This is a genomic window from Bacillus sp. FSL L8-0152 (genome assembly GCF_038006365.1).
Taxonomy (GTDB): Bacteria; Bacillota; Bacilli; order Bacillales; family Bacillaceae_G; genus Bacillus_A; species Bacillus_A cereus.
On record NZ_JBBOVB010000001.1, the window covers coordinates 2,692,780 to 2,716,771 of the forward strand.

The window sequence follows — 23,992 nt, forward strand, 5'->3', positions numbered from 1 at the left end:
TCTCGTAATTATCTAAAAATGTTATTTGGAAATTAAAGAGCGCCATTCAAGGCGCTCTCGGATAAACATTAATATTGAAAAAGAATACCACATTATATTTTATGCATGTTCTTAATAAATGTGTAGTTTTTTAGCAAAATCCTTATTTGAAAACAAGAAGCCCTAGAGTTAGGGCTCTAGGGCTTCTTATTTTGGTATTCTCACATGGTTTTTCAAAAAGAATAGAACATATTGAAGATAACATGTGAATGTTTCATAAATGTATCAAAAAAGTGAACAAAATTGCTAGTGGAGAAGAAGCAGAAATGAAGTTTCTAATACGTAAGTACGTGAAAGGTATTATTTCCAATGAATAAAATGCGCATGGGACACCTAATCATTATTTTATCGGGGGAAAAGAATATGTTATGAACTTGGTTGAATGAAAAAATGAAAATTTTACTTTTAGAGTGAAACTAAACAAAAACGCTATTTTATTAGAAAAGGAGGATGAAAATGGAGGTCCAGTTAATTCACGAACAAACATATAAAAGTCAGTATGATTTAGAAAATGCAGTAGAAAAATTCTACGATAGTCTCCCAGAAGAATTCGGAATGTTAGAGGACGAGGATATCAAGAAATTTGATCATATAAGCGGAGTATTTGAGGCGACGGCCGTAATGAAGAATGGTTTGAAATTGAAGGTAGAAATATTCTTTGCGGATTGATGCAGACGAAGATGAATCATGAGTTTGTAAAGCTTATCAAGTAGCTTAATAAAAACTTCATTTGAAAGGAAAGTGATCAAGGTGGAAGTTCAATATGATGCGCAGGGCCGAATGAAGTATCATCCCGATTACCATCCGAATCATAAGAAGCCGTATACAACGACAGGATTAGCCTACATATATAAGTATTATGGATTCGGAAAGGTGAAGGAAATTGCTTTAGCATTAGGAAGAACGGAATTAATGATAAGGCAGCTAGTAAATACTCTCCGGAAGGAATGTTTGAAAAATATAAAACTATAGGTGAGTAATTACAATAAAAATTTCATTTTATAGAAATAAAAACCCTAGTTTCCTAGGGTAATGGTATAACAGCCAAATATATTTTATTCGTTTATATCGTAACTTAATATTACGTTAAATACATCAGGTAAATGAAACCAATTGTAGAAAATAAGAGTAGTTAACAAAAACTAACTGCTCATCTCCAAGGGGGAACAAGGAGAAAATCTAATGTCATATATAGTATTGACGTAATATTTAGTTTTATTCGTGAAGAATTACATTTAACTTAATGCATAAGCAATGATTAAAGTTAGTGTTAAAAACACTGATAATAACAATGTTAGCAGAACTGTTACTATGCTTCTAAGCATTGTTATCCAATTACCTGCTTTAGAGAATCCTTTAATACCAGCAAAAAAAGTTCCTATTGAAAAAATGAGTACAAAAAATAAAGGGTGAAAATAAACGATATTTATAAACGACGCATTCATTTCAGGTGTGCATACTTCAAGATATAAAAGAAAAAAAGCAATGCAAACGAATGAAAAAATAAAAGACCATAGATTTATATTATGCTTCATAGGTTGATCCTTTGTTATCAAAATATTGCTATTAAATTTTAATGGAAAATATAAGAAAAATATAGTGGTTATAAATTGGAATGAATTTTTAAACAAAATAATCCTTTTGTTTAAAGAAAAACAAGCTACCACGTTACAATGATTGGAGATATTTTCCGATATATCCTTAAGAGGGTGGGAATAGAAAGAGTATCTTCTAGAGGAAAGGAATTAATTTATGTTAGGAAATTGGTTGGGTAAATTAAAATAACCTAAATGTATACAAAGATATAAACTTATTAATAGTCATGACAATGAAGATTTTAGAACTGGTAAGATGGGAATATTTAGTTATTGTAAATGTGAAAAGTGCTGGAATTGTTCTAAAGGAAGGAATATCTGAAATATAAATATAATTGAGGGGAGTGAAATAATAATGGAAACTAGTACTTTTTTAGGGCTGTTCTGGGGATGGATGACGGTTATCGTATCGGGAATACTTTTCGTCCGTCCATCGGTGTTACATGACTTAAAAAAATTAGTGGTTGAAGACAGAGGGTTTGGTATTATGTATGGTTTTCTATCGATTTTCCTAGGATTAGGTACTGTAATTCTACATAATGTATGGGGATTCAACTGGCGGGGATTCCTAACGGTTATTGCATGGCTTGCATTATTAAAGGGAATTTACATAATTGCATATCCTGAACCCTCCAAGAAAACAGACTTTGAAGTAAGGATACTATCTACACGTATAGTACTCGCTATCATTGGTGCTTTGGCTTTATGGATGCTTATAGTAATCTATATAAAATAATCTTTTTTTTAATAAATAAAAGAGCCTAATGTGAGAGAAAAGGCCTTTTCAAAAATTGCATATGAGGAAAATCAATGTCAATAGTTTAATGCCAATAAATTAGAATTAATTCTAGGTATTAAGTATTGAGAAATAAAAAATATTTAAGGCAACAAATTGGTTAACTTTATGAGCTAACCAATTGTTACACAAAAGAAAATTAGGCCCTACAAGTAATAGATGTGTAACTTAAATTTACAGTTATAGTGTAAGCGAGATTGAAAATGTTATACGAAAGTAATTCTGTTTAAAAGTTTTATTTTGTCATAAATAAGAGAGCATTTAGCCCAGCCTAACTGCTCGATACAGAGGCAATAGTCTAGCTACATAGATATTATATGCGGAGTTATTGATTTTATTTGTGTAAAACACAAAAGAGCAGCTAACAAAACCTAGCCGCTCTAAACAGTGATGTGTCTCTAGATGTAGTTGTAGTATAAACAGAACGTTGAGTTTTATTCATGGGGAGATAGAAATGGGCTTGAAAATAGAATATAGTCCGGCTAGAAAACTAGAGGACACCAATTTTTAGAACTGCGATAAAATTGTTTTAAGAAATGGTGTTCGCTTTATTTTGAAAGGGGATTTAGGAAATGAAGGTATTAGAATAGAAATGGTTAATAAACGCATAGATTGATAAAAAGTAAAGGGCAAATCCCTTATGAGAATAAGGAATATTATCATTTTTGTTACTATTTTCTTCTATCTTTATATGTAATTAATTTGTATTTTATATATAAATTAGGAGGGAATTTATGACTACAAATAAGGACTACATTCGTTATATCCGGGGAAAAGTAGGACATGATTTAATATTTCTTAATTTTGCTGGAGGTATTGTTTATAACGAACGAAATGAAATTCTTTTACAAAAACGGGGAGATAGAAATGAATGGGGTCTTCCAGGTGGTGCTATGGAACTTGGAGAATCTCTTGAAGAAACCGCTAAACGAGAAATATTTGAGGAGACAGGATTAAATGTTGAAGTTGAACATCTTATAGGTGTCTATTCTAAATATTCTGGTGAGTTTCCGAACGGAGATAAAGCTCAGACTATCACTCATTGTTTTCAATGTAAGCCAATTGGTGGAGAACTTACTGTAGATGGTATTGAGACTTTGGATTTAAAATACTTCCCAATAGACCAAATACCAAAATTATTCACAAAACTACACGAAGATGCCTTAGAAGATTGGCTTTCCAAAAGAAAAGGTGTATTTAGATAAAAAACTTTCAAATTAATTATCCATAATCTTTAACTAACAGGTGCTTTAATTGAGCAAGAAAATAAAAAACTTTAACTTCCGCTAAAGATAATTATGTTAATGATCTATTGATGGCAGTTCTCGTAAGGACAAAAAGAGGAACGTATATAAATAGAGTTGTAGAAATAGAAAGAGTGGATTCCTTGTGAGAGAGTAGGGATCCACTTTTTTCTTGCCACTGATAAAGAGACACTATATCTGACTTACATAAATATCCTATTTATTCAAATTTGTCCTTTCTAATGGTACAATTAGATTCATGGAGGGATATTATGGTAAGTTTTTATGTAACATTGTTTCTTATATTTGGTACTGCGATATTTTTATTTTTCTTGTCTGGTTCATCAAAAATTAAGGCTAAAAATCTATCATTGATAATGATCTGTTTAGGGATAAATCTACTCACAAGTCCAATGGCTTTATTTATAGGTGTGATGGCAACAGACTCTCCATATAGCACTACGCTTGATTTTTTTGGAGGATGTCTCTTTATTCAGGGAATACCGCTCCTCCTCCTACTTGCAGCTTTTTTGAAGTTTGCAATAGCAAAGAAAACAAAACAAGTATAGTATAAACTCTATATTTCTTTTAATAATTTAAGGTTATATATTTTCTGCATTAGCTGCTTTTAACCACGCTTCGTAGAATTCTGTAACTGATGCATACCGTTCTGCTCGATTGTTATTTACAGCACGATACGCTACCTCATATAATTCCTTACTTGCTTCCCATTTTATAAAAGAACGATCTTTTTCACCGCCTAAAAGTGAGAAAGCCATTGCTCCCATATTAAATACATTTGTTCTTTCATCAATTGTTGCGTTTAGTTCAAATTCCTCTGGTGACATAAAACGGGAGGAACCCCATAGCCGGCCCATTTTATTTATGTAAGGTTTCTTACTGTATAAATCTATATCACAAATTTTTGTTTCGTTTGTATTAAAATTATATAAAATACTACCGTCATAAAAATCTATCGCTACATAGTTTTTCTTTTCTACATAAGTATGGAAAGAAAAAAGGGAATGTAAGGAATGAATTCGTTCTATAGCAGATAAATGCCTAAATTTATAAAATGGTGAGTTTGGATTTTTATATTTCTCAGGAGGTGGGAAACTCCAATGCGAATGAAGACATTCACCATCAAACCAATCGAAAATTAATACATATCCAGATTGAGCTGGAAAATGATCAATTAGTCTTATGAGCGATTCATGTTTTAAATCTTCATAGATAGTAACTGAATTTTTTAGCCTTTTAATAGCGTGACCCGTTGTTCCTTCAAATGCAATTGCTTGTGCTCCTGCGTATTTGATAAATTTCTTATGCCCATCTTTTTCTACACCAAAACTTATATTACCTGAGTCTTGCTGGTCAAAAACTGCAAATACGGTCCCTAATTTAATAAGCCAATCAAAATTATGATATTCTTTTAATTGGAATGTTACGTTATTTAACTGAATTTCCACGGAATTATCTTTCATAGATTACCTCACATTTAATATAATTATGTTGTACATGCCACTATTCGACATATTTTATGGAAATCCTATGCTAATAATATAAAATTTTATAAATATAATGATAAACACTTATAAAGAGGTGAATACAATGGATCAACAAATTGTTATTAAAGCATATCAAAAAGACTGGGTTGAAGAGTATATAAAAGAAAAAGAGAAATTCTGTTCCTTGTTAGGACAAGAAATAATTGCTGTTGAACATATAGGAAGCACAGCAGTAGAAGGATTAGGAGCTAAACCTCTTATTGATATGATGATTGGCGTAACAGACTTACAAATTACTGAAAACTGGATTGAAGTTCTATCGGAAATTGGATATGAGTATGTTCCAAAAGATGCAACCAATTGGCGTTTTTTTAGAAAGGGAAAATGGAGAGCGGGTACTCATCATTTGCATATTTATATTTATAATAGTGATGAGTGGAGAAACAATATTTTATTTCGTGACTTTCTAATAAGCCATGAATGGGCACGTAAAGAATATAGAGAATTAAAAGAGAGGCTTGCTATTACATATGCTTTTGATCGTGTTTCATATACAAAGGCAAAAGCGCCATTTATTCGAAAAATATTAGAATTGGCTAGAATTCAATAAATTTATAGATTCTTATCTAACTAGTTTTGAAACCTCTTCCTATACTTTTTATAGGGAGAGGATTTTTTGTTTTTTTCATGACAAAATATATAATTTCTAATTATTGGAGGCAAACTATTTTATTTATTTTGATATTTCTAGTACATTGGAAATATTAAGGGGGAATTAAGCAATGAAAGCTATTGTACATCAATATGAAAAAGGATTAGAGGGGTTAGAATATAAATTTTCACCTGAGATAAGTCCTAATGCAGGTGAAGTAAAAATAAAGTTAAAAGCTGCAGGGTTAAATCATAGGGATTTATTTATTATAAACAATAGAAAAGAAATGGATCTACCATTAGTAATAGGGTCAGATGGCTCAGGAATTGTTACAGAAATAGGAGAAGGAGTTTCAAATATTACACTACATACAGAAGTTATTATTAATCCTAGTATTGGATGGGAACATGCTACTGAAGTACCGGAGTTACCGGAAGTGCTAGGTGGACCGAAAGATGGAACGTTTGCTGAATATGTAATTGTACCGGCTGAAAATGTAGTAGAAAAGCCGGCATATCTTACTTGGGAAGAATCAGGTGTTTTATCTTTATCCGCATTAACAGCATATAGAGCACTTTTTACAAAGGGTAGATTGAAGTGCGGTGAACATGTTTTAATTCCGGGAATAGGCGGTGGTGTAGCTACATTTGCCATGTTATTCGTGAAAGCAATCGGCGCAAAAGTGAGTGTTACTTCAAGGGTAGAGAATAAAAGGGAACTTGCTGAAAAATATGGTGCAGATATTTCTTTTAATAGTACCGGAAATTGGGAAGAGAGCTTACAAGGTGAAAAAGTAGATTTAATAATAGATAGTATAGGCCCGCCAACTTTCTTGAAATATTTTGATGTATTAAAACCAAATGGAAGAATCGTGAATTTTGGTGCAAGCTCAGGAGATAAAATTGAATTACCATTACGCGCATTATTTTATAATCAAATTGATATTATGGGAACATCCATGGGTAGCCGTGAGGAATTTAATGAGATGATAAAGTTTATTGAAAAATATCAAATTAAACCAATTATTGATAAGGTTTACTCGTTAGAAGAAGCAATTCGAGCACTAAGCCGTATGGAACATGGGGAACAATTCGGAAATATTGTACTTCAAATGAATTAAAAAATATGATTTTGCAATTAGTATATTTAAATGAATATGTTATGTATTTCAAACATGAAAAAAATACGAACCGCCTTATTATAAAGGCTTACCGGCTTTATACATAAATAGCGTATAAAATTTGTTTAATAATTGTCACATGAGTAATAGTAAAATGAGAATTAGATGAAAAAAGTTTAAGCCTATTTTCATAATGGTATTGTATACTGTGTAAATCAAGAACACTTGTATGTAAGGAGAGAGTTTAATGAATTACACAGTATTTCAGTGGTTTAATAATTTTGCTGATTCATCCAAACTATTAGATACGTTAATGATTGCTATTACAAATAGCGCTGCATACGTAGCCGTTCTATTTATGTTTATCTTATGGTTTAATAATGGAAAGAAAGAAAAGGCAATTAGAAAACAATATACAGTTTTATATACGACGCTTTCGGTTATTATTGCATTATTAGTAAATGTTCTTATACACGCGGTATATTACCATCCGCGTCCGTTCGTATCACATGATGTACATCAATTAGTACCACATGCAGCAGATTCATCATTCGTTAGTGATCATTCTGTACTTGTATTTTCAATCGCCTTCGTATTTATTCTTAGAGGAGAAAAACTGAAATATATCGCGCTATTATGGGCAGTACTAGTCGGTATATCACGTATGTACGTAGGTGTTCATTATCCTTTAGATATACTTGGTGCAGCATTCTTAACACTTATTACGAGTGCTTTAGTAATGCAAAGTACACGTATGTTTGAACCAATAGCGAAACTTGTATTCAAAATGTATGCATTAGTAGCGAGACGAATTCCTTTCTTAGCGAAATATAACCATATCGCATAATTTTCCTATAAAAAGTTCCCCTTTGGACATCCAGAGGGGAATTTTTTTATAGGAAATACGAAAAGAGTTTAGAGTGCTCTGTAATCAAGTTGTACTAATTAATATTCTGAAATTTCACGCACCGTATTTTAAATATATAAAATAATAACACAAAATAACAACAGTTAGTTTTGCATTGTTTTAAAGGAATTAAAAAGAAAACTTCGAAACATATAGTATCGTAAACAAAAACTACAAATTTTAAAACGGATCTTCGTACGAATCCATTCCAAAAGAGAGGAGATAAGTATGCAAAAACTCCAAACGAATAAAGGCGCTCGATATATGATGATTGCTTTTATTGTTTTGTTTCTTATTATGATTTTGCGTATATTCTATATTCAGGCAGTAGGAGTCGTGCATAATGTGAATGTAAAGGATCTCGCGAATGAACAACATAATAAAAAAGGTGTTTTAGAAGCGAATCGTGGCACTATCTATGATCAAACCGGAAAGGTGTTAGTACAAGATTCTACAACGTATCGAGTTGTTGTGAATTTAAAAGGAAAAGATAAAGTGAAAAATAAAGATGAAACCGCACAACAATTAGCCGATGCGCTTGAAATTGATAAAGAAGAAGTATTAAAAAACTTTCATGAAGGGCGTACGCAAGTTGAAATTGGGAAAATTGGTCGGAACTTATCTAGGGAAAAGAAGGAAAAAATTAATGATTTAAAAATACCAGGTGTATCTTTTATGTCAGAAAAAGCAAGAGTGTATCCGAATGAAGACTTTGCATCCTATATACTTGGTTTTGCTAGACCAGATGATAAAGGGAATACGGAAGGGAAGTTTGGGCTTGAAAAGAGTTTGGATAAATATTTGCGCTCTACAAACGGAAATATAGAATATGTGGGTACACGAAGGGGAATTCCGCTTACAAATGATATAGGTAAAGTAGAACCAGCTAAAAATGGGAATAACGTATATTTAACGCTTGATAAACAAATTAATAGTTTTTTAGAAGAAGCGATGAACAAAGCGCAAGAACATTATGATCCTTCTATGTTAATTGGCATTATTGCTGATCCAAAAACAGGAAAGGTTTTAGCGATGTCTAGTAAACCTAGTTACAATCCTAATGTAGGTGATATCGAATACTTTTTAAATGACCCGATTGCAAATGCATATGAACCAGGTTCAACAATGAAAGTTTTTACATTAGCAGCTGCCATTAATGAAGGTGTATATAACGGAAAAGAATATTTTCAATCTGGAAAATATTCCGTTGGTTCATCTGATATAAAAGACCATAATGGTGGATTTGGATGGGGATCAATTACATTTGATGAAGGATTTGAAAGGTCATCAAACGTAGCTTTTTCTATTTTAGAAGATCAGTTACTGAAACCAAATAAATTTAAGCAATATATGAATAAATTTGGATTCAATCAAAAAACAGGGATAGATTTACCTGGAGAAAGGAAAAATACTTTATTATTAAATACACAAATTCAACAGGTTACAACTTCTTTCGGTCAAGGTTCTACAGTAACTCCGATTCAATTAATCCAAGCGGCTACTGCTATAGCAAATGACGGGAAAATGATGCAACCATATATCGTTGATAAAGTTGTAAATCCAACAAACAAAGAAGTTATTATGGAAAATCAACCGAAAGAAATTGGGAATCCGATAAAAAAAGAAACAGCGGACAAGGTTAGAAGCTTAATGGAGCGTGTTATAACATCTTCAAAAGGAACTGGTACAATGTATAAAGTGGATGGTTATCCAATTGGAGGTAAGACAGGAACAGCACAAATCCCGAATCCTGAAAATGGTCGATATATGGAAGGGAAAGAGAATTACATTTTCTCCTTTTTAGGAATGGCTCCAATTGACGATCCGGAGTTAATCGTATACTTAGCTATTAAGCAGCCAAAGTTAAAAGGAGATGAGTATGGAGCTCAGCCTCTTGCTGAAATATTTAAACCTGTTATAAAAAACAGCCTTGAATATTTAAAGGTGAAACCGTATACAGAAAAACAAATAGCTGATGCAACGGAAAAATCCCAATTAAAAGTGCAAAACTATGTGAATCAATCCATGGATACGGTAGAGAATAATGTAAAAAAAGAGAAACTCCAACCGATAATTTTAGGAGAAGGAAAAATAATAAAACAATATCCACAGTCTGGCGAGGTAATAAGTGAAGGTGATCGGATATTTTTATTAGGGAATAACGCACAAATGCCAAATGTAAAAGGGTGGTCCATGCGTGATGTTATGTATTTCTCTAAACTTTTGAAATTAGATTTGAAAACTTCTGGTACGGGTTATGTAACGAGTCAAAGTATTGAAAAAGGACAAGATTTACAAGAAGGAGATACACTAGAACTAGAATTAGAACCGCCGTTACAACCGTTAACAGAGGCGAATACGAATTAATCCAGGCATTTGGAAGGAGCTATATGCAAATAGCTCTTTCTTTAGAGTTGCGAGTAATTTCACGCACCGTAATTTTCAGAAAAAATAATAAATAAAAGAACTAACAGTGACACGTTGTTAAATATCTAATTATTGTTTATTTACAGTTAAATGTATATGTGATAATATGGAAAAAATAAATGCAGTGAAGAGAAGAGTAAATAAAATGAATTTTTCACAGAGAGCTCCATGTAGCTGAAAAGGAGTAAAAATTCTTTATTGAACCAAGCCTCTGAGCAGCACATCGGAACCTATTATTAGGGGATGGTGTGACGGGAGCTCCCGTTATAGAGCTATGGTATAAGCATGAATTAGAATGCAGTACCTGATAAGGTTAGTATGGTGACATATTAACAAACTAGGGTGGCACCGCGATGATAAATCTCGTCCCTAAGATTAAAAGTCTTGGGGGTGGGATTTTTTTATTGTTGTAAAACAATTTTGAAAGCGGGGGCCAAAAATGAAAAATTTTCTTAAAGATTGGAAATATCCTTTATTACTACTGTCCGGTGTTGGTATTGCGAATTTAGGGGCATGGATTTACTTAATAGCACTGAATGTACTTGTCTATCATATGGGTGGCTCAGCCTTAGCGGTCGCTACTTTATATGTAATAAAACCATTAGCCACTTTATTTACAAACGCTTGGTCTGGGAGTATGATTGATCGTTTAAATAAACGGAAATTAATGATTCACCTCGATATATATCGTGCGTTATTTATCGCTATTTTACCTTTACTTCCGTCACTTTGGATTGTTTATGTATTCGTATTCTTTATAAGTATGGCCAGTGCAATTTATGAGCCAACTGCTATGACGTATATGACGAAATTAATTCCAGTAGAGCAAAGACAACGCTTCAACTCATTACGTACTTTAATAGGATCTGGTGCATCATTAATTGGACCAGCAGTAGCGGGGGGATTATTAATTGCAGGTACACCAGAGTTTGCTATATATATGAATGCTATAGCATTTCTCTTATCAGGATTCATTACATTACTTTTACCTAATCTTGATAAGAAAGAAGCTTCGGATACAACAAGTAATACATTATCTCTTACAGTATTAAAAAAAGATTGGAACACTGTTATAAATTTTAGTAGAAAACATGTGTATGTCGTATGTGTGTATTTCTTATTTCAAAGTATGTTCGTATTAGCAACTGCTACTGATTCACTTGAACTATCGTTTGCGAAAGAGGTATTACTACTAACAGATAGTGAATATGGTTTTCTAGTTAGTATAGCTGGTGCAGGATTTATTTTAGGTGCCATAACAAATACAATTTTGTCAAAGAAATTAGCACCTTCATTTCTAATTGGAATAGGATCATTATTCATCGCAATTGGTTATTTAATTTATGCTTTTTCAAATATATTTTTAATAGCTGCTATTGGATTCTTTATTTTATCTTTCTCTATGGCATATGCAAATACAGGCTTTTATACGTTTTACCAAAATAACGTTCCCGTTCATATAATGGGACGGATCGGAAGTATATATGGACTTGTTATTGCGTTAGTAACAATCTTTATTACAATATTATCTGGTGTTGCGACTCAGTTCATTTCTATACAACTTGTAGTTATTGTAGGTTCATTGATCATGTTATTTATTACTATCGTCTTGTGTGTGTTTACTTTATTCCCATCACAATCTAAGTTGTATTCTACTGAATCAATAAAGTGAAACTTTAATCAGGGGGGCATCCCCCACTGATTATCAGCCCTCACCAATCGGGCTTTTACGGGCAGCAGGGTCCCCACTTAACTTCTTTGCTTTCGCTGAATTTTGAGATGGGGGTCCTACTGCCCACAAATAGCGGCATACATTCGAAATGAACTTTGTGTTCTCATTAACAATTTATCGTATTTAATAAAAGGGTTCTTTCCCCTTTATATGGAAAAATTAATAAGGGTAAAGAACAATACCGAAAGACAAGGGTGGTTGTCGTGATAAAAACAAAAGATGAAATTAATAAAATTGTAAAAGAAATACAAAAGAAAATAGATTTCTCTGGGGTAGTTTTAGTAAAAAAAGAAAAAGACTTAATCTATGAAAAAGCAATGGGTTACGCAAACCAAAGTGAATGTATAAACAATACGATACAAACAAGATTTGGCATTGCTTCAGGATGTAAAATTTTCACTGCAATTGGCATCTGTCAACTTGTTGAAAAAGGTGTTATTTCTTTTCATACAAAATTAAAGGATTGTCTAGAGATAAAACTTCCAAACTTCGATGAAGATATTACAATACATCAACTACTAACGCATAGCTCTGGTATACCAGATTATTTTGATGAAAGTATTATGGATAACTTCGAGGATCTTTGGAAACAAACACCTATGTATCTATTAAAGAGCTTAAAAGACTTTTTACCATTATTCCAAAACAGTAATATGATGTTTACACCTGGGAGTAAGTTTCACTACAACAACGCAGGTTTTATCATACTTGGATTAATAATAGAAGAACAGACGGGACTTAAATTTACGGAGTATATAGAAACAAACATTTTTAATTCGATTGGCATGAATGATTCTGGCTATTTTTCGTTAGATAAATTACCAAGACATACAGCTCTAGGATATATAAAGGACGAAACCAACCAAAATTGGAGAACAAACGCTTACTCTATACCAATAAAAGGAGGGGCTGATGGAGGTGCATATGTTACTGCACCAGACATGTTGAAATTTTGGGCGGCACTATTTAATAATGAAATTTTAGGAAAGGAATATACAAAGTTACTTTTAACTCCCCACATTCATGTAAATGATAAACAGTCTTACGGATATGGAATATGGATTGAAACACGAGAAAACAAGGTATTCAAATATCATGTAATGGGATATGATCCAGGCGTCAGTTTTCGCTCGGCCATATATCCAGAATTAGGAATCACTTTAGTTATTCCATCGAATAAAGGGGCAGGACCTGAAAAATTAATGACAGAAATAGAAAGAGCTTTTTAATTATATGGATATAAAAGAAGAGATACGAAAATAATTTAAACGGGTTTATGATTGTTTCTGTTCTGAAAAATATTTTAGTTAACGAGGAACCCTTTATTGATTAAATAAGGGGTTTTTGTAATTCTGCACAATTACATATGTTTATATGGATTTTTAAATTAAAAAACATTACTATATAATTGTAAATTTAAATTATTAATTCATATGAAAGGATGTGTTAACAATTTGTATATGATCAACGGTAGTTTGTTTATTATTTTAGGGGTTATTTGTTATTTAATTGTACGTGGAATATTAATTGGTACAAAAAATAAAAAACATATGATTTGGTGGAAAGAAATAATAAGTTTTTTATTCGTGGTCTACATTTGTATGGTTGTTGCAGTAACTTTATTCCCTTTACCAATCGGTTTTCCTTCTAATATTGAAAATCTGAATCGCTCGGTCAATATAATTCCATTTGCATCAATTATTAAAGACATCAATCAAATTGGTAGTGCTTATGATGGGGATGCCCTATTTATGATTGGTCTAATTGTAAGAAATGTAGGCGGGAATATTTTATTATTAATGCCTTTAGGATTTTTAGCACCAATTTTATGGGATAAATATAAAAAGTTCAAAAATACTATTTTATTGGGATTTACTATATCAGTTAGTATTGAATTGCTACAATTAATTCAGTCTTTATTTAGTGGAGTGGGACGTATTACTGATATTGATGATGTGATCTGTAATGTTATAGGTTCTATTATTGGATATTCTATTTATAATATCTTTTTAAAAGCCATTAATAAATTTAACATTCGAGTGTTGGGTAAAACTAATTCTAAAGGTGTGGAATTAGTTGATAAATAGGAGTTTAAACGAGTTATTAAAGGCGTACGAGTAAAAAGTACGTCTTTTTATTTTTATAAATAATGCTTAAGGCTGATGAGAAATCACATTTTCCATCTTACACTTGAAAGTAGCTATCGTATTTCAAGTATGGAATGAAAAGAGGAGAATATAATTTTTAAAGATAAACAAGTTTATAGGAGGATTCTAAATGGATATTTTACTTGTTGTTCTTATTATTGTTTTGATGCAAAGTAAAGAACGAAAAGTGAAAATAAACCGTATTTGTCTCATTCCGGCTTTGTTGTGCTTTGTAACAATCCAGTCCATTATTCATATGGGACAAATAACTTTGCTGCAAGGACTACTGTTTGTTGTAATGCTTGGAATCGGCTTAGGTCTTGGAATTATACGAGGAAGAGCTTTAACATTTCGAGTAGATAGTGAAACAGGTCATGTACTACGAAAAGGAAATTGGGTAAGTACAATAATCCTTCTTATTATTTTAGGAGCAAAAATTATAATTAAACAAAGTATGTTTTCTGGTAGTACACACCAGACATTAATGGTTGTAACAAACGCCTTTTTATGTATTACATTAGGCACCGTGATTAGTAGACGTTATTATATTTGGAAAAAATATAATGAATTAACACAAAAAGCGTAAATACATTCATCCCTTGTTTAACATTGCTAAGAACGGTAATACTAATTAACATTGAACTTTTACAACAAGGGATGATAATATGATATACATTTACACAGACTTCGGCGGTACTCATACAACTTCACTTGCTGCAGCGTATCATTTAAATAAATTACCAACGGATCGTAAGTTAACGAAAGAAGAAATTTTGAATGTAGATTACTTTAATAAATTGAAAACAGAAGATATGGGAAAAATTATTTTTCATGGAATTGATGAACATGGTCATCCTGTATATACGATTGGATGTGGCGCATCAAAAGTTGTTGTACCTGCGATGAAGCATTTAGGAGAAATCTTGCAAAAACATTATCAAAGTCATGAAAAAATTATTTTTTCTAATACATCACCAACTGTACCTTTACCAATGACTTTTGGTGGTCTGTTTTCTAGAAGGTTCCATATCGATTTTATTGGCGTACCGTTACTCGTATGGGGAGCAAAAATTTGCTGTGATAATATACAAAGGCTTGTTAGTTATACAAAAGAAGCTGGAAGATTAACGAATGATTATGTTGTAATTTTAGATAATGAAACTTTTAAATAGTATATGATAAGAAGAAAATCGAGCAAATTCCTTGATTTTCTTTTTTATTTGTGAAATAGACAAGAAATAGTCACATTTAATATACATCTACTATAGCCAAAACAATAAAGTCCTGTTACTATTACAGGGATATTCTCTTTTTATAACATAAATATATAGAAAAATTAGAAAAGAGGAATTGAATTAAGGGAGGAACAACATGAAGCGTGTTGCTTGGATTACTGATAGTACAACTGCGAATTTAAAAACAGAAGGAGATAACTTTGTTATCCCAATCGAAGTTATTATTGATGGAATGTCGTACAAAGATTGTGAAGAAGGTGTACGTGAACGTGTTTATAATGCGTTAAACGAAGGTAAAACAGTCACTACTTCACAACCTAATATTGGGGAAATGGTAGAGTTATTTACGAAATGCAAAGAAGAATATGAAGAAGGATTTGCAGTTGCTATTAGCGGAAAAGTAAGTGGAACCTATCAAAATATGAAGCTAGCTGCAGAAATGGCAGGTTTTCCATTAACGGTATTAGACAGTGAAACAACAAGTTATCCAATGGATGAACTAATTAGAAAAGCGAAATCGTTATACAATGATGGTATGACTTTACAAGATATACACAAAACATTAGTAGATGAAAAAAGAAGACCTTTCCACGTATTCCCGAAAAGTTTAAAAGGCCTTTATGCAAGTGGTCGTGTAAAGGGCATTCAATTTTTACTTGGAAGTTTATTAAGTGTTAACTTAATATTAGAAGTAAAAGGTGGAGAGCTTTTACTTGAAAAGAAAGTTCGTAAAATCCAAAAATGTCGAGAATATATTAAAAATGAACTTGAAAAAGAATTACCAAAAGTACTTCATATGTTCCATGCTAATGATAAAGATGGAGCCGAAGAATGGATTGCAGATATTAGACAAGCATTCCCTGAAATGGATTTCAAATTATATCCATTACCAATTTCATTTGCGGTTCATGCAGGTGAAGGTACAATAGCAATTAGTTATTAAAGTAAAACCCGTGAATTATTCACGGGTTTTTTATTTAATTAAAACAAAATGGGATCTCGACATATCTCCATCGAACTTAGTAATATTGCATTTTTAAACCATTGCTCAGCTAACCCTATGCAAATTTACAATTTTTAATGTCAACACTTCAAACTTGACATACTTATTGAGAAAGAGTGAGAATGAAAATATAACACTTATCCGATACATTCAGGGGTTATTAGTATTGGATTTATTTTTAAGGGGGATGTTTAATGAAACCAGAAATAATTATCAGAAATTTCTTTAAAGAAGTGCGTTCAGGGAGTAATCCGGATTTTTCAAATCGATATATGGCAGATAAAGTATTGGCACATCAAGTTATATCTGAAGAGGAACAAACAGTATATAGATCGCCAAAAGATTACGCTGAGCATGTAAGAGAGATGGTTGAAGTATATGGGAATTTCTCTTTAGAAATTCAAGAATTATTAGTACAAGATAGTAAAGTATATGTACGCTGGAAACAAGTAGGTACACACATAGGAGAAATAGATGGGTATGAACCTACAGGTCTCCCTATAATTCAAATAGCAAGTGCAGTGTATAGAATAGAAAACGGGAAAATTTCAGAGTATTGGATTCAAATTGATAGATCAGGAATTCAAAATCAATTAGAATACAATAAAAATATTCAATAAATTATCTTTAAGAATAATAGGAAAAAGCATAAAAACAAGATTTTTAAAACGATTATTTCTGTTACATAAAGGATACAAATCAATGTACTTTTTTACTGAAAGATTCATTCAAATTAATAAAAAGAGAGCTTGTTTTAATAAATCTTTTAAAATATGCTCTCTTTTATTGTTTCTATGTGTACTGACATCAGTTTGATGTAACATTATTATACAGTAACAAGAAATATAGGCATCTGTTTATGAACCAAAAAAATAGCGACAATGGTTCATATGGTTTAAATTCGGTATACGCTAGTTAATAATGAAAATAATAAATTGCAGAAATATATAATAGAATATTCGCACTAATATTTATACAGCTACAATCTATTTACATATAAGGTTATTAGGATTATATTGAAAATGAAAGAGAAAACAATAGATGGAAGGGGATGTTTTTTATGTTTAAAAAAGCAGCACTAGGGATTTCATCGTTAGCAATTACAGCGTTCGTCGGATTAGGAATGGCAACAGAAGCTTCAGCTGGACCAGCAGCACCACTTACTTCACTAAACGTCGTACAAGTAGAGTCTGAGCTAGGCGGGGTAGAAACAATTAATCAGAACAGCTTCAGCACATCGCGTAACCACGGGGGAAAATATTTATATATTACAACGAAAGAAATGGGCTATGGCCAAAACCCATTTGCTAAAATGAATGGTTCTAATGTAAAAAGTATTGATTCCACTATAATTGGCGGAAGACCAATCGTTGGCTGGTATTATAAATGGGATGCTTCTGGACACCAACAAGGAACGTTTGAGTACCAAAAGACATCTATAAATTCACCATTTAATACAATGCGTACATCAATTTATATCCAATAATCTTGAAAGCGTTCGCACATATAGAATAGTAAAAAAGGTACTTCTAGGAGTACCTTTTTTTGATTTGAATCACGTTCATCTATATTTACAATCCTGATTTCACAGCAAAAATACTTACCATAAAACAAAATCCTTAAACGTCTATAAAATTAATATGAACGCGTAGTACAAGTCCGCTACAGTTAAAGTACGTAACTTTACATATTTCAACTCAATGAAGAAGGAAGAAACTGTAGTACTTACGCCGCAGTTTTTAATTTATCCATGAACTCATAGTTTAATTTTAAGTTTTTTAGATATATAGACATAACCGTACTACCTGCTACTCTTTTTTAAAATTCAAGATTAAAAAGAGTAGCTAAACTTAAATAAGCTTAGCTTGATGGATATGTGGCGGAACTCTAAAATTAATTACATCTTTTTCATAATATAAACAATTTTATATAGGGAGATGAAAGGATTTTTTAAAATAATAAAGAAGTATGTATAAACAAATATATAAATGGTAGTGATTAGGATGAAAATCAGTAAGTTTGCAGAAGTAAATAATGTAAGTGTAGATACGATTAGACATTATATGGATCTCGGACTCGTTATTCCTGAGAAAAAAGGAAGTCACTATTTTTTTGACGAGTATTGTCAAAAGGATATAGAACTTATATTAGAGTACAAATGGATAGGGTTTAGCTTGAATGAAATTAAAGAACTGTTTCTTTATAAAAATTTAGGGAAATCCTTAGACTATGAAAAGGATATTTTTTATCAATCTTTATTTAAAGTAAAATATGAAAAGATTGAACAAGAGATAAAAACCTTAAAGGAACGAAAAGATAAATTAAAGAAAACGTTAAATAATTTATCTATAGAAACTGAAATTTCGAGTTCAATTTTAGGGGTAGATTTAAAAGTACTTCATTTATTTAAATGTGTTAAGTGTAACGGAAATTTAATTCTTGAAGATGGCATTATTAATAAAAATCAAATTGTTGAGGGGAAATTAATTTGTAATTGTGGTGAAGAATACGCGATTACTTCCGGAGTTTTAACAGCTGGAAAATTATTTGAGGTGTATAAGAGGAAATCACTTGAAGATTCTATTTCAGATTATATCCATGAAACGGATACTGCTTTTTTGGAAAATGTTCAAAGAGGAGGAGAATGGGCGAAAAAGAAACTAATGCAATTAGATTTAAATGAAAAAATACTACTTGATTTAGGGTCTGGTATTGGGTTCTTTTTACGAAATATTTATGAAGAACTACCGGAAGAGTGTTTATATATTGCTGTTGATCGAGATTTGAATAAACTTTTACTTTTAAAAGATGTAATTGAGAGAAGAAATGTGAAAAGAAATATTGTATTTATCTGTGCCGACTTTCTAAACATACCTATTCAGAATAATTCTGTTGATATTGTAATCGATCAATCAGGTACAAGTAATTATAGTTTTGAATATGAGGAGTTCTTATTGTGTGAATTAAATTCCCTTTTTAAACACAATTGTTATTTATTAAGTTCATTTATTTTATTTAATAAATTCAGCATAAATAGCCAAATTGCACCTAGACTCAGAGAGAATTTTACATCTGCAAAAGTAACAAAAGAAATCGAAAATTTACAGTTTCAATCTATTGATGAAAGTACTTCAAATTATTTGATACGAGGGGGAAGGTACGAGGATTTCTTTGTTCAAGGAGAAGAAATTTATACATATTCATTTTTCGGAAAAAGATGGGGTTAACCCCATCTTTTATTTATTTCCCCTTAAAACTTTTCAAATAGTACATATTGCTATTGGGTTGACCCAAGAACTTACAATGTACGTAACACAAAGTTAGGTAGGGGGAAAAGTGATGGGAAGTTTACGATTACATATAGAAAATAAAAAAAGAAACCAAGAACTAAGAAATATGTGTCTCTATTCATTCGGGAAAACAGTATCAATATTTGGTAGCTCTATTTATAGTTTTGCATTAGGATTATATGTTTTACATATAACCGGATCAGCATTAAATTTTGCCATTACGCTTATTTTAGGAACTATTCCGATGATTGTTATGAATCCATTTGCTGGTGTAATTGCAGATAAAGTTGATAAAAAGAAATTGGTCATTTGTATGGATTTACTAAGTGGAAGCTTATTAATTACTGTTTATATATTTAGCAGTAATTATGGATTAGACTTATTCACCATTTATGCTACTACCTTTCTTATAACGATATTTACAACATTTTTTGGAATAGGATTAGAAGCTGCAAAACCAAATATCGTCTCCAAAGAGAGGCTAATGAGCATTAACTCTATAAGTAAAATTATCGATTCTATATCTTTAATTCTAGGTCCTATGTTAGGTGGTATTGTTTTTGCAGTCTTTGATATTAAAATTTTTATAATTATAAACGGTATTTCATTTATCCTTTCGGCTATTTCCATATTATTTATTAACTTTAAATTGTTTGAGCAAAACATAAATGAGGAATGTTCAATTAGAAAAATTAATTTTATTGAAGATATAAAGGAGGGATACTCTTACTTAATGGAGCGGAAAAGCTTAAAAAATACGTTCAGTATTTTAATTTCACTTAATTTCTTCTTAGGGTTTGCTGTAACTGTTCCATTGCCATACATTATTAATACAGTTCTCGATCTTGGTTCTAAACAATTTGGTATGATTCAAGGGACTTTTCCAGTAGGCATGATAATTGGTGCGATTTTAGTAAAAAAGATAACCGATCGTTTTTCTTACGCTTATCTTTTTGAAAAAGTTAAGCTTTATGTTGGCGGTTTTTATGATTATTTCAGGAATTCCAGTTTTATTCAAAAGTTTTGAGGTAAATGATTTTGTATACGTTATTACCTATTGTGTTGTTATGTTTTTTTTAGGACTAATTATAGTGCTTATTGATATACCTATAGCTTATTTCATGCAAAAAGAGATTCCTGATGAATATAGAGGGAGGGTTCTCAGCATTGGATTAAGTATAAGTAAAATGATGCTTCCTATAGCAATGGCGCTATCCGGTCTATTATTAAATTATATTCCAGCCTACATGATTACAATTGTAGGGGGAATCTTATATTTAATAGTAATTAAAGTTTCATCGAATTGTTTCATATTAGAAGTTCATTCGAAAGATTATAGCGCTTAGTAGATCTTAGATTATTTATATAATGGATACTGCTACATTTTTCAAGATAAGAAATGCAAATACTATAAAATGAAAAAATCGGCTGATTTCCCATGAACAATTTTGAAAAGATTACATATTCGTTTTGGAGACTACTTTAAAATTGTAGGTTGAGGGGGATGAATATCGTTCTAAATACAATAAGAAAATTTAACTTTGTTGATTGACCTTCCCCTTACAGGAAGCAGTATATTTAAAATAATTAATTACAGGAGGTGAGTGTTATGCTTTCAATTGGAGAGTTTTCAAAAATATCTCATCTTACAATGAAGACGCTGCGCTATTATGATGAAATTGGGCTTTTAAAACCAGCTTTCATAGACCCTAAGAATGGATATCGCTACTATGATATTTTCCAATTAGAAATAGCTTTATTGATTACACGATTAAAAACTTATTTATTTTCGCTGGAAGAAATTAAGGATATTTTAGAAAATCGGGAGAAAACTGAATTGCTTAACTCTAAAATGAAAACCAAACAAGAAAATCTAACACAGCAGATAACATATTATTCTTCTTTATTAAAAAAATTAAAGCGTGATATTCAACAATTAGATGAAGAGGAAAGTATCATAGGTTACTTAAATCATATTGAGATTAATCTTGTAAATCACTTAACCTATAATATATCATCTCAGCGAAAACAAATTAATACCGTTGATTTCCTAACACACTTTAATGAGTTGTTTAGTAAAATTTCATTTGAAAATTTATTACCTATTGCAAAACCACTTGCTATTTTCCATAGTTCAGAATATGTACCTGAAAATTATGATGTGGAAATTGCGATTCCCCTTGCAGAAGCCACAAATAAAACAAAAGTGTTTAATCCCGGTCTTTGCGCAATGGCTACGCTTATTGGTTCTTACGAAGAATTACCTTTTATTCATACAAAGCTACACGTTTGGATTGAAGAAAATAACTATAAACTGAATGGAGCTCCGTTTGAAGTTTATAAAACGAATCCTTATAGCACACAGGAGGAGAATAATATCATAGAAGTTTATTTTCCTATAAAATGAATAAAGGAAGGAGCGTATCACAATGTATGGTATAAACCGGCCAACAATAAAAGAAAAAATATTAATTTTAGTTACTGAGATTATCTATCTAATCATTGCGTATTACTTACTTTTCATTACTTATTTCAAACCAGGCATTTCAATAGGGCTGTTTATAGCTTTAATTATCACCGCTTTACGATTAACGGCTATGATGTTTATATGGTTGTCTAGAGGGATTTCATGGCAAGAAGCCATTATGAACAGTATTGCTTTTGGAATTTATTATTTAGGTTTTCCAATCTTAATGATTACTAGTAATTAGGATCCTAATTTAATATTACTTACAATAGGTTGGATATTGTTTTTAGGAGGAAGTATGTTAAACACAGTTTCAGAGCTACTTAGAAAATCCTTTAAAGACAATCCTGTAAATCAAGGTAAGCTATATACAGGTGGTTTATTTAAATATGCGATTCATATTAATTATCTGGGGGATTGCCTTTGGGTGTTAGGTTTAGCATTTATCGCTAGCAATATTTATAGTTTATTTATACCTCTAGGCCTGTTCTTTGTATTCGTTTTTGAATATATTCCAAAATCTGATGGTTACTTACAGAAAAAGTATGAAGAACAATTTACAGTCTATAAACAGAAAACAAAAAAATTAATACCGTTTATTTGGTAAATCAGTTTCATAAATTATAAAAAGCGCAGGATCAGCATCCTGCGCTTTTCTATCGTAATTCAGCGGTTTTTCTAATGACAATCTTATCAATATCATCTTCTTCATCACCAATAAATAATCCGCGTTCTTTTAAATATGCTTCAAAATATAAATCTGCTTCAGCGCGTTCGTCATATGGCTTTACAGAGAGAACGAAACCTAATTTGTTTTGTTCTTCTAAGTGAGAAGTGGAGATGTAAGCCGGTACATTATGGCGTAAAAAGAGTTCTTTAACCGGAATAATCATATCTTTCATTAATTTCGTTAGCATACCCATTTCAAACTCGAAATTAAAGCGATCTATACTAGATAAATCAGCGAATACTACACCGATAAAACCTGTATTAAATACTTCTTGATATTCTACATCTTCATCATGGCCGCCATAAAAATTCTTTTCGATTAAATAATTTACAAAATAAGCAACGCCATCACTTTGTTCAAATGGTTTCGTTGAAAGAACAAAACCAATTTTCTTTTGTTTATGTAAATACACACATGACATGTATGCTGAAATGTTATGTTCTTTAAATAAAGCACTTGTTGCTCCAGAGAGACCATCTAGTACGTGATGAACAATTTGAAGTTTTTTACGAGCGAAATAATAGGATTTCTTTTGTAACTCCAATGTATCAATAAAGACAGAGCCGATAAAGCCTGTATTTGAAATAATAGGTGCTTGCTTTTTTCTTCCTCTGCGCTTTAATGGAGCCATTGTTAAAATCATCCCTTCATGTACGTTTAAAATAAAAAGAACGTTTGTTCGTATATTTACATTTTACTATTAAAACGCTATAAAGTAAAGGGTTTTTGATGAAAATATAACAAAAAAGACACCTTATAAAAGGTGCCTTAAACGCTGTAAGGGATAGGGTTTACCCTAACTATTTATATTATGATACAGAAACAATCTCTTCTGTATCTTCTACATCTAAATGACAGTCCATAGTACGAACATCTTGATCTTCATGACTTCCGAAATAAATAGTAATTTTCATATGTATCGCTCCTTTATTCTAGGAATACCTAAAATAATTACTAGTAATGTTAATATTTATTATATACCACTTTTTTCATTCCGACAACGTTATATCATTTTTAATTATTTTAAACTATAGAGCACAATTTAAAGAGATACTTTTTATAGAAAATGGTAAATTTCTAATATGTTATATTTAATATAG

The 23,992-nt window shown here is 31.3% G+C and carries 22 protein-coding genes, 3 pseudogenes and 1 other annotated feature; of the genes and pseudogenes, 22 read left to right on the forward strand and 3 right to left on the reverse strand.

Features of this window, described 5'->3' with window-relative positions; genetic code table 11:
• Nucleotides 1-495: 495 nt before the first annotated feature.
• Together MHH27_RS13500 and MHH27_RS13505 are read left to right on the forward strand one after the other, a co-directional pair.
• Nucleotides 496-730, forward strand: a pseudogene (locus MHH27_RS13500) (hypothetical protein).
• A gap of 59 nt (nt 731-789) precedes the next feature.
• Nucleotides 790-1,019: pseudogene (locus MHH27_RS13505) on the forward strand (DNA-entry nuclease).
• 255 nt (nt 1,020-1,274) lie between these two features.
• On the opposite strand, the gene MHH27_RS13510 reads toward MHH27_RS13505, so the two are convergent.
• Nucleotides 1,275-1,574: a hypothetical protein gene (locus MHH27_RS13510; protein ID WP_098256567.1), complete on the reverse strand. Its 300-nt coding sequence runs from the start codon at nt 1,572-1,574 to the stop codon at nt 1,275-1,277.
• Between the two features lie 415 nt (nt 1,575-1,989).
• Here MHH27_RS13510 and MHH27_RS13515 point away from each other — a divergent pair, with 415 nt between their 5' ends.
• From MHH27_RS13515 to MHH27_RS13525, 3 genes are all read left to right on the forward strand, one after another.
• Entirely contained in the window at nt 1,990-2,370 is a 381-nt protein-coding gene (locus tag MHH27_RS13515) for a hypothetical protein (RefSeq protein WP_098256568.1), read from the forward strand.
• Nucleotides 2,371-3,164: 794 nt separating this feature from the next.
• The gene (locus MHH27_RS13520) at nt 3,165-3,635 is read left to right on the forward strand and encodes an NUDIX hydrolase (RefSeq protein ID WP_000210489.1); all 471 of its coding nucleotides are present in this window, start codon (nt 3,165-3,167) and stop codon (nt 3,633-3,635) included.
• 311 nt (nt 3,636-3,946) lie between these two features.
• Nucleotides 3,947-4,243 (forward strand): hypothetical protein, encoded by a 297-nt coding sequence (locus tag MHH27_RS13525; RefSeq protein ID WP_000253417.1) that lies wholly within the window; start codon nt 3,947-3,949, stop codon nt 4,241-4,243.
• A 33-nt stretch (nt 4,244-4,276) separates the two neighbouring features.
• Here MHH27_RS13525 and MHH27_RS13530 read toward each other — a convergent pair whose 3' ends face one another.
• Nucleotides 4,277-5,158 carry a protein kinase domain-containing protein gene (locus MHH27_RS13530; RefSeq protein ID WP_000654531.1) on the reverse strand — a complete coding sequence of 294 codons (882 nt, stop codon included), beginning with the start codon at nt 5,156-5,158 and terminating at the stop codon, nt 4,277-4,279.
• 127 nt (nt 5,159-5,285) lie between these two features.
• On the opposite strand from MHH27_RS13530, the gene MHH27_RS13535 reads away from it, so the two are divergent.
• The 17 genes and pseudogenes from MHH27_RS13535 (at nt 5,286) to MHH27_RS13615 (ending at nt 22,769) form a co-directional block, all read left to right on the forward strand.
• Entirely contained in the window at nt 5,286-5,792 is a 507-nt protein-coding gene (locus MHH27_RS13535; protein WP_000372679.1) for a GrpB family protein, read from the forward strand.
• Between the two features lie 172 nt (nt 5,793-5,964).
• Complete coding sequence (locus tag MHH27_RS13540) at nt 5,965-6,954, forward strand: zinc-binding dehydrogenase (protein WP_340942916.1); 990 nt, start codon at nt 5,965-5,967, stop codon at nt 6,952-6,954.
• A 247-nt stretch (nt 6,955-7,201) separates the two neighbouring features.
• Nucleotides 7,202-7,801 (forward strand): undecaprenyl-diphosphatase, encoded by a 600-nt coding sequence (locus MHH27_RS13545; protein WP_001110124.1) that lies wholly within the window; start codon nt 7,202-7,204, stop codon nt 7,799-7,801.
• A gap of 288 nt (nt 7,802-8,089) precedes the next feature.
• Nucleotides 8,090-10,228 carry a penicillin-binding protein gene (locus MHH27_RS13550; protein ID WP_098235449.1) on the forward strand — a complete coding sequence of 713 codons (2,139 nt, stop codon included), beginning with the start codon at nt 8,090-8,092 and terminating at the stop codon, nt 10,226-10,228.
• A 175-nt stretch (nt 10,229-10,403) separates the two neighbouring features.
• Nucleotides 10,404-10,662, forward strand: a binding site (T-box leader).
• A 65-nt stretch (nt 10,663-10,727) separates the two neighbouring features.
• Complete coding sequence (locus MHH27_RS13555; protein WP_097923833.1) at nt 10,728-11,960, forward strand: MFS transporter; 1,233 nt, start codon at nt 10,728-10,730, stop codon at nt 11,958-11,960.
• A 263-nt stretch (nt 11,961-12,223) separates the two neighbouring features.
• Nucleotides 12,224-13,249, forward strand: a complete 1,026-nt coding sequence (locus MHH27_RS13560) for a serine hydrolase domain-containing protein (protein WP_100910222.1) — start codon at nt 12,224-12,226, stop codon at nt 13,247-13,249.
• A gap of 225 nt (nt 13,250-13,474) precedes the next feature.
• Nucleotides 13,475-14,107 (forward strand): VanZ family protein, encoded by a 633-nt coding sequence (locus MHH27_RS13565; protein ID WP_061660852.1) that lies wholly within the window; start codon nt 13,475-13,477, stop codon nt 14,105-14,107.
• A gap of 190 nt (nt 14,108-14,297) precedes the next feature.
• Nucleotides 14,298-14,753 (forward strand): DUF1453 family protein, encoded by a 456-nt coding sequence (locus MHH27_RS13570; protein WP_090977932.1) that lies wholly within the window; start codon nt 14,298-14,300, stop codon nt 14,751-14,753.
• 79 nt (nt 14,754-14,832) lie between these two features.
• Nucleotides 14,833-15,339: a DUF3189 family protein gene (locus MHH27_RS13575; RefSeq protein WP_000639421.1), complete on the forward strand. Its 507-nt coding sequence runs from the start codon at nt 14,833-14,835 to the stop codon at nt 15,337-15,339.
• A gap of 199 nt (nt 15,340-15,538) precedes the next feature.
• Nucleotides 15,539-16,345: a DegV family protein gene (locus tag MHH27_RS13580; RefSeq protein WP_000831926.1), complete on the forward strand. Its 807-nt coding sequence runs from the start codon at nt 15,539-15,541 to the stop codon at nt 16,343-16,345.
• Between the two features lie 254 nt (nt 16,346-16,599).
• Nucleotides 16,600-17,025 carry an ester cyclase gene (locus MHH27_RS13585; protein ID WP_053564321.1) on the forward strand — a complete coding sequence of 142 codons (426 nt, stop codon included), beginning with the start codon at nt 16,600-16,602 and terminating at the stop codon, nt 17,023-17,025.
• 440 nt (nt 17,026-17,465) lie between these two features.
• Nucleotides 17,466-17,891, forward strand: coding sequence for a DUF4879 domain-containing protein (locus MHH27_RS13590; protein ID WP_000472917.1), 426 nt, complete (start codon nt 17,466-17,468; stop codon nt 17,889-17,891).
• Between the two features lie 517 nt (nt 17,892-18,408).
• The gene (locus MHH27_RS13595) at nt 18,409-19,632 is read left to right on the forward strand and encodes a MerR family transcriptional regulator (RefSeq protein WP_000703280.1); all 1,224 of its coding nucleotides are present in this window, start codon (nt 18,409-18,411) and stop codon (nt 19,630-19,632) included.
• 112 nt (nt 19,633-19,744) lie between these two features.
• Nucleotides 19,745-21,041 (forward strand): annotated as a pseudogene (locus MHH27_RS13600) (MFS transporter).
• Nucleotides 21,042-21,304: 263 nt separating this feature from the next.
• Complete coding sequence (locus MHH27_RS13605; RefSeq protein ID WP_000948769.1) at nt 21,305-22,102, forward strand: MerR family transcriptional regulator; 798 nt, start codon at nt 21,305-21,307, stop codon at nt 22,100-22,102.
• 22 nt (nt 22,103-22,124) lie between these two features.
• Complete coding sequence (locus tag MHH27_RS13610; protein WP_340942924.1) at nt 22,125-22,406, forward strand: hypothetical protein; 282 nt, start codon at nt 22,125-22,127, stop codon at nt 22,404-22,406.
• Nucleotides 22,407-22,460: 54 nt separating this feature from the next.
• Complete coding sequence (locus tag MHH27_RS13615) at nt 22,461-22,769, forward strand: methyltransferase family protein (protein WP_326040746.1); 309 nt, start codon at nt 22,461-22,463, stop codon at nt 22,767-22,769.
• A 49-nt stretch (nt 22,770-22,818) separates the two neighbouring features.
• On the opposite strand, the gene MHH27_RS13620 is transcribed toward MHH27_RS13615, so the two are convergent.
• A complete protein-coding gene (locus tag MHH27_RS13620; protein WP_000035355.1) occupies nt 22,819-23,523 on the reverse strand; it encodes a hypothetical protein in 705 nt (234 codons plus the stop codon).
• Nucleotides 23,524-23,992: the final 469 nt, after the last annotated feature.

Bases quoted from the DNA above. Each gene is read 5' to 3' on its own strand.
- MHH27_RS13510 (WP_098256567.1), bottom strand. From the start codon at position 1,574: ATGAAGCATAATATAAATCTATGGTCTTTTATTTTTTCATTCGTTTGC.
- MHH27_RS13570 (WP_090977932.1), top strand. From the start codon at position 14,298: ATGGATATTTTACTTGTTGTTCTTATTATTGTTTTGATGCAAAGTAAA.
- MHH27_RS13540 (WP_340942916.1), top strand. From the start codon at position 5,965: ATGAAAGCTATTGTACATCAATATGAAAAAGGATTAGAGGGGTTAGAA.
- MHH27_RS13530 (WP_000654531.1), bottom strand. From the start codon at position 5,158: ATGAAAGATAATTCCGTGGAAATTCAGTTAAATAACGTAACATTCCAA.
- MHH27_RS13525 (WP_000253417.1), top strand. From the start codon at position 3,947: ATGGTAAGTTTTTATGTAACATTGTTTCTTATATTTGGTACTGCGATA.
- MHH27_RS13585 (WP_053564321.1), top strand. From the start codon at position 16,600: ATGAAACCAGAAATAATTATCAGAAATTTCTTTAAAGAAGTGCGTTCA.
- MHH27_RS13615 (WP_326040746.1), top strand. From the start codon at position 22,461: ATGTTAAACACAGTTTCAGAGCTACTTAGAAAATCCTTTAAAGACAAT.
- MHH27_RS13535 (WP_000372679.1), top strand. From the start codon at position 5,286: ATGGATCAACAAATTGTTATTAAAGCATATCAAAAAGACTGGGTTGAA.
- MHH27_RS13605 (WP_000948769.1), top strand. From the start codon at position 21,305: ATGCTTTCAATTGGAGAGTTTTCAAAAATATCTCATCTTACAATGAAG.
- MHH27_RS13595 (WP_000703280.1), top strand. From the start codon at position 18,409: ATGAAAATCAGTAAGTTTGCAGAAGTAAATAATGTAAGTGTAGATACG.
- MHH27_RS13555 (WP_097923833.1), top strand. From the start codon at position 10,728: ATGAAAAATTTTCTTAAAGATTGGAAATATCCTTTATTACTACTGTCC.
- MHH27_RS13520 (WP_000210489.1), top strand. From the start codon at position 3,165: ATGACTACAAATAAGGACTACATTCGTTATATCCGGGGAAAAGTAGGA.
- MHH27_RS13550 (WP_098235449.1), top strand. From the start codon at position 8,090: ATGCAAAAACTCCAAACGAATAAAGGCGCTCGATATATGATGATTGCT.
- MHH27_RS13580 (WP_000831926.1), top strand. From the start codon at position 15,539: ATGAAGCGTGTTGCTTGGATTACTGATAGTACAACTGCGAATTTAAAA.
- MHH27_RS13575 (WP_000639421.1), top strand. From the start codon at position 14,833: ATGATATACATTTACACAGACTTCGGCGGTACTCATACAACTTCACTT.
- MHH27_RS13515 (WP_098256568.1), top strand. From the start codon at position 1,990: ATGGAAACTAGTACTTTTTTAGGGCTGTTCTGGGGATGGATGACGGTT.
- MHH27_RS13610 (WP_340942924.1), top strand. From the start codon at position 22,125: ATGTATGGTATAAACCGGCCAACAATAAAAGAAAAAATATTAATTTTA.
- MHH27_RS13545 (WP_001110124.1), top strand. From the start codon at position 7,202: ATGAATTACACAGTATTTCAGTGGTTTAATAATTTTGCTGATTCATCC.
- MHH27_RS13590 (WP_000472917.1), top strand. From the start codon at position 17,466: ATGTTTAAAAAAGCAGCACTAGGGATTTCATCGTTAGCAATTACAGCG.
- MHH27_RS13620 (WP_000035355.1), bottom strand. From the start codon at position 23,523: ATGGCTCCATTAAAGCGCAGAGGAAGAAAAAAGCAAGCACCTATTATT.